At 35.9% G+C, this 13354-nt stretch carries 12 protein-coding genes, 1 pseudogene and 1 riboswitch; of the genes and pseudogenes, 3 read left to right on the top strand and 10 right to left on the bottom strand.

Going from position 1 to position 13354, the window contains the following annotated elements; translation table 11 throughout:
* Positions 1–14: 14 nt before the first annotated feature.
* Positions 15–121, bottom strand: a riboswitch (SAM riboswitch).
* Positions 122–309: 188 nt separating this feature from the next.
* Positions 310–2925 (top strand): MGH1-like glycoside hydrolase domain-containing protein, encoded by a 2616-nt coding sequence (locus tag DDF69_RS06220; RefSeq protein ID WP_114820001.1) that lies wholly within the window; start codon positions 310–312, stop codon positions 2923–2925.
* Between the two features lie 72 nt (positions 2926–2997).
* Here the strand turns inward: DDF69_RS06220 and DDF69_RS06215 are convergent, their stop codons facing one another.
* From DDF69_RS06215 to DDF69_RS06180, 8 genes and pseudogenes are all read right to left on the bottom strand, one after another.
* Positions 2998–3417 carry an OsmC family protein gene (locus DDF69_RS06215; protein ID WP_002983375.1) on the bottom strand — a complete coding sequence of 140 codons (420 nt, stop codon included), beginning with the start codon at positions 3415–3417 and terminating at the stop codon, positions 2998–3000.
* 28 nt (positions 3418–3445) lie between these two features.
* The gene (locus DDF69_RS06210; RefSeq protein WP_114820000.1) at positions 3446–4768 is read right to left on the bottom strand and encodes a DUF58 domain-containing protein; all 1323 of its coding nucleotides are present in this window, start codon (positions 4766–4768) and stop codon (positions 3446–3448) included.
* A gap of 67 nt (positions 4769–4835) precedes the next feature.
* A pseudogene (locus tag DDF69_RS06205) lies at positions 4836–5186 on the bottom strand (four helix bundle protein).
* Positions 5187–5248: 62 nt separating this feature from the next.
* Positions 5249–6280 carry an AAA family ATPase gene (locus DDF69_RS06200; protein ID WP_185144319.1) on the bottom strand — a complete coding sequence of 344 codons (1032 nt, stop codon included), beginning with the start codon at positions 6278–6280 and terminating at the stop codon, positions 5249–5251.
* 113 nt (positions 6281–6393) lie between these two features.
* Positions 6394–7551, bottom strand: a complete 1158-nt coding sequence (locus tag DDF69_RS06195) for a hypothetical protein (RefSeq protein ID WP_114819999.1) — start codon at positions 7549–7551, stop codon at positions 6394–6396.
* 12 nt (positions 7552–7563) lie between these two features.
* A complete protein-coding gene (locus DDF69_RS06190) occupies positions 7564–8355 on the bottom strand; it encodes a DUF4129 domain-containing protein (RefSeq protein ID WP_114819998.1) in 792 nt (263 codons plus the stop codon).
* Positions 8348–9310, bottom strand: a complete 963-nt coding sequence (locus tag DDF69_RS06185; protein ID WP_114819997.1) for a DUF4013 domain-containing protein — start codon at positions 9308–9310, stop codon at positions 8348–8350. Before DDF69_RS06185 ends, DDF69_RS06190 begins: the two co-directional genes overlap by 8 nt.
* The gene (locus DDF69_RS06180; protein ID WP_114819996.1) at positions 9294–10277 is read right to left on the bottom strand and encodes a stage II sporulation protein M; all 984 of its coding nucleotides are present in this window, start codon (positions 10275–10277) and stop codon (positions 9294–9296) included. Before DDF69_RS06180 ends, DDF69_RS06185 begins: the two co-directional genes overlap by 17 nt.
* 28 nt (positions 10278–10305) lie before the next feature.
* Here DDF69_RS06180 and DDF69_RS06175 point away from each other — a divergent pair, with 28 nt between their 5' ends.
* Positions 10306–11055, top strand: coding sequence for an RDD family protein (locus tag DDF69_RS06175; RefSeq protein WP_114819995.1), 750 nt, complete (start codon positions 10306–10308; stop codon positions 11053–11055).
* A 172-nt stretch (positions 11056–11227) separates the two neighbouring features.
* A complete protein-coding gene (locus DDF69_RS06170; protein ID WP_114819994.1) occupies positions 11228–11518 on the top strand; it encodes a GNAT family N-acetyltransferase in 291 nt (96 codons plus the stop codon).
* Here DDF69_RS06170 and DDF69_RS06165 read toward each other — a convergent pair.
* Positions 11507–12478: a glycosyltransferase family protein gene (locus DDF69_RS06165; RefSeq protein WP_114819993.1), complete on the bottom strand. Its 972-nt coding sequence runs from the start codon at positions 12476–12478 to the stop codon at positions 11507–11509. The two genes, DDF69_RS06170 and DDF69_RS06165, sit on opposite strands and share 12 nt — an antisense overlap.
* Complete coding sequence (locus DDF69_RS06160; protein WP_114819992.1) at positions 12479–13303, bottom strand: UDP-2,3-diacylglucosamine diphosphatase; 825 nt, start codon at positions 13301–13303, stop codon at positions 12479–12481. It abuts the gene before it with no gap.
* Positions 13304–13354 lie beyond the last annotated feature (51 nt).

Raw genomic sequence — 13354 nt, 5'->3', positions numbered from 1 at the left:
AAAAGAACTTCAGTAAGTTATCTGTCCAAAATACTTTGGTAGAACGTAGCACCTTCTTTGCTTGCGCAAAGGGTTGCTAAGGTTTCATAGGGTCTAATCCCTCAACCTTTCTTGATAACATTTTCAATATTTGAATGAACGAATGGTGCAAAGGTAGTTCTTTTCTTTTAATTTCAAAAAAAAATTATTTTAATATTTCAAAAAGCCCTTAAACACAAGTATTTCAAGAGTATATTAATAATTATTCAGATGAAAAAAATTGGAATTACTTCTCAAAAAAACTAACTTCGTATGGAAAAGTGATGAGATATGACCGCCGAAAAAGATAGATTACAAGATACCAAATGGAAAAACTGGGGACCTTATGTAAGCAACCGGCAGTGGGGAAATGTACGCGAAGATTATAGCCCGAACGGGAATGCCTGGAATTTTACCAATCATAATAATGCAGAAAGCTATGCCTACCGCTGGGGTGAAGAAGGTATTGCCGGAATTTCTGATGTAAAGCAGCTTTTATGTTTTGCTTTTTCGTTCTGGAACAAGAAAGATAAAATGGTAAAGGAAAGATTCTTTGGATTGAGCAATCCTCAGGGGAATCATGGGGAAGACATCAAAGAAATCTTTTATTATCTGGATAATACACCTACCCATAGTTATATGAAAATGGTGTATAAATATCCGATCAATGAATTTCCTTACGATGAGCTTGTTGCAGAAAACGGGAGACGCAGTAAAAAGGAACCGGAATATGAAATTTTCGATACCGGAATTTTCGATAATGATGAATATTTTGATATTTTCATAGAATACTGCAAAGCAGATCACAATGATATTCTTGCCAGAGTCACGGTATGCAACCGAAGTCAGCATGAAGCACCTATTATGGTAGCGCCTACTGTATGGTTCAGAAACAACTGGAAATGGGGATACAATACCTATAAAGCAGAAGTCAATGCTTCTCATGACGGAAGTATCAACATTGAACACGACAGTATTTCCATCAAGAAACTCTATTCCCGAAATACCAATGCGCAAAGCGTATTTTGTGATAATGAAACCAATAATTCTAAGCTTTACGGAGCTCCTGCAGCTGAAAATACATATTTCAAAGATGGAATCAATAATTTTATCATCCATCAGACGAATACGGTAAATCCTGAAAAAAAGGGAACAAAAGCTTCTTTTCTGATTGATGAGTTTATCGGAGCCGGAGAATCTAAAGTTTTTGAGTTCAGGTTATGTCCGGATCAAGCTGATGAACCTTTTGAAAAGTTTGATGAAATATTCAATACGAGACAGGCTGAAGCTGAAGAGTTTTATAAAGAAATTCAGAACGACACCGTGAATGAAGATGAAAGAAATGTTCAGAGACAGGCTTTTGCAGGGCTTCTATGGAATAAGCAGTTTTATCACTACAATATCGGGAAATGGCTGAAAGGTGATCCCAACTTTGAAGCCCCAAGAAATTTCAACGAATATGTAAGAAATACGGAATGGAATCATCTCCATAATAAGGATATCATTTCAATGCCCGATAAATGGGAATATCCCTGGTATGCCACATGGGATCTGGCATTTCACTGTGTTCCTTTTTCCATCATCGATGCGGAATTTGCCAAGGGACAACTTTTGCTCCTTACGAAGGAATGGTATATGCATCCTAACGGACAGCTTCCAGCCTATGAATGGAATATGAGTGATGTGAATCCGCCAGTACACGCCTGGTCATGCTTCCGTGTTTTTAAAATTGATGAAAAAACCAATGGAAAGCCGGATTTATTATTCTTGGAAAAAGTATTCCAGAAACTGCTTCTTAATTTCACCTGGTGGGTGAACCGAAAGGATAAAAACGGGAAAAATATCTTTGGTGGTGGTTTCCTTGGTCTCGATAATATCGGAGCTTTTGACCGGAATATGGAATTAAAGGATGGCCAGCACCTTGAACAGGCAGACGGCACAAGCTGGATGGCGATGTATGCGCTGAATATGATGCGTATTGCCATGGAGCTTGCCCAATATTATCAGGTATATGAGGATATGGCGATCAAGTTTTTTGAACATTATCTTTATATCGCTGAAGCTATGGAAAACCTGGGTGAAGGAACGAAAGGGCTTTGGAATGAAGAAGATGGATTCTTTTATGATGTATTGCAGCTTGGAAACGGAGACAGTGTTTCTTTAAAATTAAGAAGTATCGTCGGTTTGATTCCTTTGTTTGCTGTTGAAATTGTAGACCACCGCCTACTGGAAAAGATGCCGAATTTCAGAACCCGAATGGAATGGATCTTAAAAAACAAACCGGAACTGACCAAACTTGTTTCTCACTGGGACGAGGAAGGGCAAGGCCGAAAACACCTGATGAGTATCCTCCGCAAAAACAGATTGACAAAGGTTCTGACCAGAATGCTTGATGAAAATGAGTTTCTGAGTTCGTACGGAATCCGTGCTATGTCTAAGGTATATGAGGAAAATCCTTTTGTTTTCTCTGTACATGGGTCTGAAAATATGGTCTACTATACACCTGCAGAAAGTGACAGCCGTATGTTTGGCGGAAACAGCAACTGGCGCGGCCCAATTTGGTTTCCGATCAATTTTCTGATTGTAGAAAGTCTGCAGCGCTTCCATTATTATTATGGAAACAGTCTGAAAGTAGAACTTCCAACGGGGAGCGGTGATAAAAGGAATCTTGACGAGGTAGCTCAGAATATCAGCAAAAGGCTCTGTTCAATATTTTTAAAAGATGAGCATGGACAAAGGGCTTTCAACGGAGGAAATCCAAAGTTCAATTATGATGAACATTTCAGAGATTATATTACGTTTTTTGAATATTTCCATGGAGATAACGGCCGTGGTGTAGGCGCTTCTCACCAAACGGGATGGACAGCTACTGTGGCGAAACTGATCAAACCAAGACTTACCTTTTAATGAGTAATTGGTAATGAGTAATAAAAAAGCCGGATGTCTCATCCGGCTTTTGCTATTTTTTTAAATAAGAGATTAAATTTTTTCTCCATTCACATATACTTCGTATCCGATTTCTACATTCGGTTCTAACGTTTTTGATACAGAGCAATATTTTTCAAAAGAAAGTTCTGCAGCCTTTAATGCTTTTTTAGGATCAATTTCTCCTTCCAGAAGGAATTTAACATTAATAGATTTAAAAGGTTTAGCATCTTCTACCTGTACTCTTTCTCCTTCTACTTCTGCCTGAAAACTCTTGATTTCCTGACGTTGCTTTTTCAGAATAGAAACTACATCAATTCCGCTGCAGCCGGCCACAGCCATCAATACGCTTTCCATTGGAGAAACTCCTTTGGCTCCCGGCTGGGAAGTATTATCCAAAAGAATAGAATTTCCCTGAGCATTGGTACATTCAAATAAAAAATCGTCGTTTATTCTGTTAAGTGTAATTTTCATTGTTTATTTGCTTATTGCTTCTACAAAGTTATAAAATTCCTCTCGCTTTTATCTCCAGATATTTATTGATAACATCGATATTCAAATTTTCCGGAAGGGTATAGACGGTATAAATTCCGTATTTACGAAGTTCCTGGATGATCAGTTTCTTTTCAAATTCGAATTTTTCAGCAATGATTTCATCATAGATTTCCTGCATATTCTCAGGTTTTTTGTTGATCAGTGTCTGTAGTTCTGAATTTTTAAAGAATACCACGACCAGCAAATGGTTTTTCGCAATTCCACGAAGATATTTCAACTGCCGGTTCAATCCGTCCAGTGTTTCAAAATTGGTAAAAAGCAGGATTAAGCTTCTTTGATTGATGGAATATTTTACATCCTGATACAAACGGTTGAAATCACTCTCGAAGAAATCTGTTTTAATATTATAAAGTGCTTCAGAGATTTTCTTCAGCTGTCCGGATTTATTATCAGCGGCAATTTTATTTTCTGCCTTCTTGGAAAACGTCATCATTCCGGCTCTGTCTCCTTTTCTCAAAATAATATGGGAGAGTGCCATCGTAGCATTGATAGAATAATCCAGTAAGCTCAATCCGTTGAAAGGCATTTTCATGGTTCGTCCTTTATCAATCAGCATAAAAATACGCTGTGATTTTTCGTCCTGAAACTGGTTCACCATCAGACGGTTCGTCTTTGACGTTGCTTTCCAGTTGATCGTTCTGATATCATCTCCGGGAACATATTCTTTGATCTGCTCAAATTCCATCGTATGTCCCAGCTTTCTGACTTTCTTGATTCCGCCTAATAAAAATTCACTCTGAATAGCCATCAGTTCATATTTTCTGAGATGAACAAAGGATGGATAAGAAGGAAGCATAGCATCTTTTTGGAAAATAAATCTTTTTGAGATGAATCCCAATGGTGATGATGCATACACATTTAGACCTCCGAAATGATATTCTCCTCTTTCTTTAGGTTCTAATGAGTATTGAAAAAATGTATTTGCTCCTGAAGCGATCTGTTTTTCAATCAGAAAATCTCTTTTTTGAAACTGAAACGGAATTTCATCAATAATTTTAGTGGCTATGGTAAAGCTGTAATTATTCTTGATGTCAATTTTTACAAAATTCTCATCTCCGTTGGACAGTTTTTCTGGCAGAATTCTTTGAACCTGCAATGCATTCTTTTGGTTGAAAAGCAACAGAAAATCTACCATTGCCGCCAGAAAGCAAATCAGGAGTGCAATATGGGCAACCCACATCAGCACCGGAAAGAAAAATGCAAGGACATACAGAATCCCCACTCCGATGAGTGTAAAAAAGAAACGTGTATTGATGTATAAGTTTTTCATTGGTTAGGTGGCAGGTTGCAGATGAAAGGTTTTAGGTGGTCGTTTATTAGCTTTTTCACATTCATTATTATTGTAAGGAATTAATAAGTCCGTTCAACATTTTGGATATTTCTATAATACTTTTATTGAGTTTCAAATAACCATCCTCATTTAAAAAACCGAGATTTTTTGAAATGATTAATTGTGTTTCTACCTCTGCACAACTGCCTCTTGCTATTTTTAAAAATTGTAGGTAATCAGGTTTACTTCGTCTCGAATTTCACTCAGCAATATTAGAGGGGATTGAAACAGCTGCTCTTCTGATTTGTGATACTAATCCGTAGATTTCGGCTTTAGGAAAAGTTTCTGTAATTCTATACATTTCAGTAACAAAATCAATTGATTTCTGCCAAACTAAAAGCTCTTTAAAATTTGCCATATATAATAATTTTGTCAGTTTCACTTACTATCAACTGCTACCTGCCACCTATTATCTACTACCTACCTTGGAATCTCTATTCCTTCTAAAATCTGACGGATAATTTCATCTGCAGTAAGACCTTCCATTTCTCTTTCGGGAGATACAATGACTCTATGTCTTAAAACAGCATAACTTGCTTCTTTAATATCTTCAGGAGTTACAAAATCTCTTCCTCTTATTGCTGCAAATGATTTTGAAGCGGTAAGAAGTGCCAGAGAAGCTCTTGGAGATGCTCCCAGATATAAGAATTGGTTTTCTCTGGTATTGATGATAATCTTTGCAATGTATTCCATCAATTGGGCTTCCACAATGATTTCTTTTACCAGATGCTGATAGTTTTTCAACTGTTCTGCACTGATCACACGGTTAATTCCTTCTGTTTTATCTTCTTTTTTGCTTTCGTGCTGATTTTTAATGATCGCAATTTCCTGTTCAAGGCTAGGATATCCTACATTGATTTTGAATAGAAAACGGTCCAGTTGTGCTTCAGGAAGTCTGTATGTTCCTTCATGTTCAATTGGGTTTTGGGTAGCAATAACAAGGAAAGGTTCTTCCATCGTATAACGTATACCATCCATTGTGATCTGTCTTTCTTCCATCACTTCAAATAATGCAGACTGCGTTTTGGCAGGTGATCTGTTGATCTCATCAATCAGGATGAAGTTGGAGAAGATAGGACCTTTTTTGAATTCAAATTCTGAATTTTTCACATTAAATACGGAAGTCCCCAAAATATCGGAAGGCATCAGGTCCGGAGTAAACTGAATTCTGCTAAACCCTACGTCAATGGTTTTGGCTAATAATTTTGCCGTGATTGTTTTCGCTACTCCTGGAACGCCTTCAATAAGTACGTGTCCGTTTGAAAGTAATGCAGCCAAAAGATGTTCAATCATCTTCTCCTGTCCTACAATTACTTTTCCGATCTCAGATTTTACTTTCTCTAAACTCGCACGAAGTTCAATCATATCAATTCTCGACTGAAACTGCTCTTCCTGTTTATTAAGATTGATAGCGTTTTGGTTTTCTATATTCGGGTTATCAAAGTTTTCCATAATAATTTTAATTTGCTAGTTTAACAATGACTATCTACAATTACATTTATTCTAACGAAAAGACATTTTAGCATTGAAAAACTGTTATATGGTTAGGTTATTCTATTGTTATATTATTTAAGTATTTCATCAAGGAGCTTATTGATCCTTGTAAGATCTTCCTTCATTACACTGGCGTAAGGATCCTGAGCTTTTTTGATAAGTGCTATTGCTTCGCCAATCATTTCCACGGGTTTACCAGTTTTCAGATGTAATTTTTTTGCAAACTCTTCATCTACATTCTGAGTATCTATCAACAGATCCATTCTCACTTTGTTCAGAAAATACTGTGCCTTCTTGGCCATCATGTCATGAAAATCGCCTTCCTGAAGATACAGATTTCCAATGCTTTTCACAAAATCCAAGGAAGTATTTCTTAATGGTTCTTCTACAGGGACGATTCTCTGTTTCCTTTTTGCATTAAAGAAGATAAAAAGAATAAGTCCTCCTAAAAATACCCACCATGCATATTTTAAAGGTGGATTTGACAATATAAATCTCATGAAAAAGCGTGATTCAGAGCTTTTATTTGAGACAAACCAAAGGGTTTCCCTATCCTGAAGATATGAAAACACATCCTGTGCATATTTTACATTGCCGGGTTTCAGAAGATAATAATTGGTCAGGAAAAGCGGTTCTGTATGAGCATAGATGTATCCTTTCCCAAACTTTACTTTAATAAAATTGGCCTGATCTGTATTCTTTTTCTCAACGGTTTTCCCCAGTACTTCCACTTTAGGCTTAATGAATGAAAAACCTCTACCCGATGGAAATTTATCTAATTTAAGAAAATCATTCTGAAATTTTTTATCGGTAAGCTTCAGGACATTTTCTTCTTCAAAAGAAATTTCAGAATCGTAATATCCGATACTGTCTGAAATTTCTTTAGGCATACGGGTTACCATCAGAAATGCGTCTGAACCTTCAGATACCTGAGACAGGATTTTTTTCCATGACTCACCGTCTAGGTTATTTTCAATGACTACAATATTGTGAGCTCCTTTTTTGTGCTGGCTGTAATATTCGTAAGGAACCTGCTCAATTTTCTTCAGGTTATTTTTAAAAAGATCTTTGGCTTCATTATTAAAAACAAATAATCCAAACGGAGACTTTTCGTTGATATCAAAATTCTTCCGCCAGTCTGTCGTTTCTTTTTTGTTAACTTCAAGCAACGCCAGAATAATCATCACAATGACGAAAATTACAGCATATGTTTTGAAAGTTTTATTCATGGTTACTATTTGTTATGGTTTAAAGGCCTGATACTGGTTTTTAAATTTCTGATAGCTCTCTTCTTCAATATTAAATTCACCGTACCAGACATAATCAAAGATATAAGAAAGATTATAAAATTCATTTTTCAGATGAGGAGCCTTAAGTTCTGCAGCATAATCCTTGTTGGTCTTTTCCGGATTCCAGTTGATCAGTTTTTTGTCACTTAGTTTTTTAAGAACAAACAGGAATTGGTACCGAACTGCGGAGCGGTAATCTCCTGCAAGTTCAAATTTCGCGATACTATCAGGGAAATTGATTTCGTGGATATTCTCATGGAGCTCCTGCACATTGAGATCCAGTTTTTTATTCTTCCTGCCAAAAATAAAGTTTCCATCCTTCCCCATGATGTATTTAATGATGAAATAAAGCAGAAAACCTACCAGGATAATGGCAAACAAACGAATAAGAATAGTAGTAAGCTCTGCCGACTTAGTGAATGCTGTTTCCCCAAAAATACTCTGTATGATCTGATTGATTTTTCGCATCAGCTTCTGAAAAAAAGATTCTCTCGGCTTTGATACGGAATAATCAAATTCATTTCCTTTATATCTTGACGGAATATTTTCTTTAAATGTTTTGGGATATACCTCATTCTCCGATACCGGGTATTTCATCAGCACAGAATCCGCACGCAGCATATTCCTGTAATGTCCGGTGGTATACAATGAATCTACCAGATCATCAGAAGCAGGATTATCTTCCTGAGCTTTAACCAGCCCAAGAGAGAAAAAAAGCAGTATGAAAAAAAGAATTTTATTCATTGATTCCAATCGTGTCTATTTCTGCCAATTCTACTTTCTGGTGGAGATCTGTTCTGCTGTCATAATACATCAATCCCGCATTTACATACATCAGATTGGAAAGGAAAAAAGAAAGCAGCATAGAAAATCCATAGAATACAAAAAATACAATTCCTGCAGCTCCGGTAAAAGGATTCTGCTCAAAATTTCCATCCGGTGTAGACGTAAGAAGCGATCCGTAAAAAAACATCATGGGGATCAATGTGAATATGGATGTTATCATATACATAATAATAAACATCACAAATGCAGATCCCCAATATTTCCAGAACGGCGATTTTTCACTTCCATTCGGGTAAGAAAACTGAGAACGCAAAGCATAGCTCAAACTTCCCCAGAAACCTCTGTCCGAATTAAAATAATCATACATCAGAAATGTTGTAAAATTAAATATCGTAGGATAAAGAAGCAGGATAAGGAAGAATCCGATAATGATAAGAACCAGGATATAAGAAAAGCCCACTACAAATAAAATGGCCGGAGTAACGATAAAGATCATTCCCAGACATAGTTTCCCAATTCTTCCGGCATTGTTTTTAAAGTCTCCCAGAATTTCATCAGTCTTTATTTTTTCTGCACCTTGTGCAATTCTTTTTAAGTAAAAAACAGGATACAGATAATTGACAATCATAAGAACCATGAAAAGCAGGAAAGTTAATAATCCCACTGTAATCAGCATCCCTGAGTTTTCAGAAAAATACTGCTCAAAATAATACGTTTCACCTCCAAGATTCGATCCGAATATCTGTGAAAAAAGTTCTTTATATCCGAAAATAACAACTGTAACCATTAAGATCAAAAGCAAGCCGTTGATCAAAATATAGTTTTTAAAATAATTCTTTCCGTATAATTTGAAAAAATTGAAACTATCACTGATAAAAGTTCCGAAATCTCTTTTTTTATAAAATTGTATCATTGATGTGTTTATTAGTTTTTTTGTAAACAACAGACGGATATACAAAATAGTAGTATCCAATAATTGCCAGTGAGCCAAAAATGATGATTAGGTTCAATAGTAAAGGCATCTTCAATGCGTGTCTGGTGACATATCCTTCTATAATCCCTGCACAAATGGTGAAAGGAACGGTACTTAAAAATATTTTAAATGAATCTTTAAATCCTTTTTTAAACGAATTAAATCTTGAAAATGTTCTTGGAAACAAAATAGAAGCGCCCAGAATCAATCCACACATCGCTTCTACCACCATAGCAAAAATCTCAAAAACTCCGTGAAGCCATATTCCTCTGGCGCTGTCTTTCAATGCTCCGTAATCATAGAAGAAATATTGAAAGGCTCCCAGCATTACACTATTGGAAAGCAATGCAAACAATGTTCCCACTCCTCCGGCAATACCGTAAATATATAATTTTGCTCCTACCTGGATATTATTAAAAATAATTCCGATGGTGCTTCCCCAGGTACTGCCACTCTGATAAACGCCTACCGCATTATTATTTTTAATATTTTCGATAGTTTCATTCACATATCCTTCTCCGAGAATAATATTCACAAAGTTCTTATCATAAATGGCCGAAAGTACTCCGATTGAAGTAAATAAAATAAAAAAGAGAAAGGCATACATCAGATATCTCCGGTACTGATACATCAACAACGGAACTTCTGTTTTGAAAAAGTAAACCAATCTGTTTTCCTCTACCCTTTTGGTTTTATAAATTTTCTGAAAAATCTGGGCAGATAAATGGTTCAGATAAACGGTAGTATTACTTTTGGGGTAATAAGTCTGGGCAAAAGAAAGATCGTTGATGAGATTTATATACAACGAAGACAGGTCATCAGGATTTTTTTTAATTTTCCCTTGAATAACCTGTTCTATTCCCAACCATTTTTCTTTATTTTGTTTAATGAAATAAACTTCTCTCATAATTGTTAAGGCTAAAATAATAAAAAATATGTCTCAAATTGCGATAAATACCTCACAAAATGTAAATATTAATTTTAATATTGCAGGTGTAGGAGAAAGAATGCTTGCCTTCATTATTGATCTTTTGATCAGGATTGCTTACGTAGTCATTATCCTGTATCTGTTCTTTAATATTTTCGATTTGGGATATCTTCTGAATGGCCTTGACGGTTGGTCGATACGTGCTGTCTATCTTGTCCTTACATTTCCTATTTATATTTATCCTCTTGTATTGGAAAGCTTAATGGAAGGGCAGACTCCCGGTAAGAAACTGATGAAAATAAAAGTGGTGAAAATAGATGGTTACCAGGCCAGCTTCGCAGATTATATGATCCGCTGGGTTTTCAGAATTGTAGATGTTTCATTTGCCGGAGTAGTCGGGCTTATTTCTATGATTGTTTCTAAAAACAACCAGCGTTTAGGAGACATTGCTTCCGGAACGGCTGTGATCTCCCTAAAAAATAACATTAATATTTCTCATACAATCCTGGAGAATATCCATGAGAATTATGTTCCTTCTTTTCCGCAGGTGATTGCTTTGAGTGATAATGATATGAGAATCATCAAAGATAATTATACCAAAGCTCTGAAAGTGGATGACCGACAGATCATCAGTAAACTATCCGAAAAAATCAAAAGTATTCTGAAGCTGGAAATAGATCCCACTAAAATGACGGAAAGGCAGTTTATCAATGTTATTATCAAAGATTATAACTATTATACGGGGAAAGATAATTAGGTAGGTGAATGGTCAATTTGAAAAATGTTGAGCGAGATTGACAGCAAGACTTATTGCTTATTGCTTATTGCTTATTGCTTATTGCTTATTGCTTATTGCTTATTGCTTATTGCTTATTGCTTATGCAAAGCTCGGTGCAATTTTTGTATATTGAAAAATAAAGTCCTGAATCATGAAATTTGAAAACAATAAATCCGGGAACGGCGGAGTTCTCACTTTAAATAACGAACTAAAAGAAGTCGGAAGGCTTACCTATACTATTTTCCCTGAAGATCATAAATTTATTATTTCTTTTGTATTGGTACATCCCGAATTTGAAGGCAGAGGAATGGGAAAATTTTTAGTGGAAGAAGCCATCAGATTTGCCAGAGAAAATAACTGGAAGGTATATCCGCACTGTTCCTATGCAAGGTCTGTGATGATGAGAATGAGTGATGTGGACGATATCTTTTTAAAGAATTAATACCTCGTTTACCAGAATATCTTCAATATCATCCGGATAATCTACTCTGAGATGATGATCTGATGCTACCCATTCCATTATTTCCTGAAGATTTAAAACCTTGGAATTGGGGATTCCCATTTTATCCAGAGCGCATGCATTGCATTCCTGCTCATATTGATTGTGAATAGGAATCACAAATAGTTTCTTATCCATAAATAGTGCTTCAGCCGGAGTTTCAAAACCTGCATTGCACAAAATTCCGTCACAGCCTTCAAAGTATTTCAGATACTGGCTTTCATCAATGGGAAATACTTCCACATTTTTTACTTTCACCCGTACTTTGCTGTATTTTGAAAACACTTTCCACTCCACAGGAATTTTTCTTAAAACCTTGATGATATTCTCATCTGCAAAACTAGGCAGGTACACAAGATAATATCCCTGTTGATAAGGATTCAGATTTCTGATCTTTCTCCTGATCACCGGTTTTTTGATCTGTGGATGATAATTTTCAAAATGAAACCCGATTTTCCTTTCACTGGGAACGTAATATTTCAAAATCATTTCTCCAAGAAAATCTTTTTCCTTTGGTTTGGGTGTTTCAGGAAAACTCATGGAAGCCTGGTGGCTGAGTTCTATCAACGGAAGCTTTTTAAGTTTGGAAGCCCAGCCTGTCAGAGGTTCATAATCGTTAATAATTAAATCATACTGTGACAGCTCCAATTCTCTGATGGTTTTAGCTGCTTCAAAGAATTTATTTTCGGTGAATGTTTTTCGGTAAGACAGGCCTCCTGTTTTATTATAAAGAAGGGAAATGCCTCCGTATTGAAAGTTAATGTCAAAATCAGCCTTCAATTGCGATTGATGACCGCTTATTAAGGTATCCACAGATGCATGCTTTTTGAGAAGAGGAATAATTTCCTGTGCTCTGGCAACATGCCCGTTTCCAGTACCCTGGAATGCATACAAAATCTTCATTTAGGAAAAGTTGGTTACAATTTTTAAAAGAGCAGAATTATCCATTTCCGGGATTTCTTCTGCTTCATCATCTTTCAGCAAATGCTTATGCTCATCGTAATAAAAGATCTTCCATTGTTTATCATGATATTCCAAAGCAGAAAGATTTTCTATCCAGTCACCGGAATTCAGGTAAGTACAGGATCCTTTTTTATTAACAACCTCACGGATCTGTGGCTGGTGAATATGGCCACATACCACATAATCATATTGGTTATCAATAGCCAGCTCAGAAGCTGTCAATTCAAAATCCCCGATATATTTTACTGCTTTTTTCACATTGTTTTTGATCTTTTTGGAAAACGAATATTTTTCTTTACCCATTTTTTCTAAGAACCAATTTACAACATTATTGATAATAATAAGGAGGTCGTAACCTTTTCCGCCGAGTTTGGCGATCCATTTGGAATGCTGGACGGATGCATCGAAAACATCACCGTGAAATATCCAGGTTTTTTTCTGATCAATGTTCAGACAGATCTTATTGCAGACTTTAAGATTCCCTAGTTCAAAATCGGTGAACTTGCGGAACATTTCATCGTGATTGCCTGTAATGTAATAGACATCTGTGTTTTTGGTAGCCAGTGAAAGTATCTTTCTGATTACCTTCAAATGAGGTTTAGGGAAGTAAGACTTTTTAAACTGCCAGATATCAATAATATCACCGTTTAAAACTAACGTTTTAGGTTGGATAGAATTGAGATATCTCAACAATTCTTTAGCCTTACATCCATAAGTTCCCAAATGAACATCCGATATAACAACTAATTCAACGTTTCTTTTCATAGTTTTATACAAAGAAACTAATTGAAAATTAACTGTATATGAATGCTATAT

Source organism: Chryseobacterium sp. KLBC 52, from assembly GCF_003347605.1.
Classification (GTDB): domain Bacteria; phylum Bacteroidota; class Bacteroidia; order Flavobacteriales; family Weeksellaceae; genus Chryseobacterium.
The sequence above is the reverse complement of the archived record's forward strand: the minus strand, read 5'-3'. Positions and strand labels throughout refer to the sequence as shown.

Excerpts from the sequence above, each read along its gene's own strand:
- DDF69_RS06220 (WP_114820001.1), top strand. The coding sequence starts at position 310 with ATGACCGCCGAAAAAGATAGATTACAAGATACCAAATGGAAAAACTGG.
- DDF69_RS06215 (WP_002983375.1), bottom strand. The coding sequence starts at position 3,417 with ATGAAAATTACACTTAACAGAATAAACGACGATTTTTTATTTGAATGT.
- DDF69_RS06210 (WP_114820000.1), bottom strand. The coding sequence starts at position 4,768 with ATGAAAAACTTATACATCAATACACGTTTCTTTTTTACACTCATCGGA.
- DDF69_RS06200 (WP_185144319.1), bottom strand. The coding sequence starts at position 6,280 with ATGGAAAACTTTGATAACCCGAATATAGAAAACCAAAACGCTATCAAT.
- DDF69_RS06195 (WP_114819999.1), bottom strand. The coding sequence starts at position 7,551 with ATGAATAAAACTTTCAAAACATATGCTGTAATTTTCGTCATTGTGATG.
- DDF69_RS06190 (WP_114819998.1), bottom strand. The coding sequence starts at position 8,355 with ATGAATAAAATTCTTTTTTTCATACTGCTTTTTTTCTCTCTTGGGCTG.
- DDF69_RS06185 (WP_114819997.1), bottom strand. The coding sequence starts at position 9,310 with ATGATACAATTTTATAAAAAAAGAGATTTCGGAACTTTTATCAGTGAT.
- DDF69_RS06180 (WP_114819996.1), bottom strand. The coding sequence starts at position 10,277 with ATGAGAGAAGTTTATTTCATTAAACAAAATAAAGAAAAATGGTTGGGA.
- DDF69_RS06175 (WP_114819995.1), top strand. The coding sequence starts at position 10,306 with ATGTCTCAAATTGCGATAAATACCTCACAAAATGTAAATATTAATTTT.
- DDF69_RS06170 (WP_114819994.1), top strand. The coding sequence starts at position 11,228 with ATGAAATTTGAAAACAATAAATCCGGGAACGGCGGAGTTCTCACTTTA.
- DDF69_RS06165 (WP_114819993.1), bottom strand. The coding sequence starts at position 12,478 with ATGAAGATTTTGTATGCATTCCAGGGTACTGGAAACGGGCATGTTGCC.
- DDF69_RS06160 (WP_114819992.1), bottom strand. The coding sequence starts at position 13,303 with ATGAAAAGAAACGTTGAATTAGTTGTTATATCGGATGTTCATTTGGGA.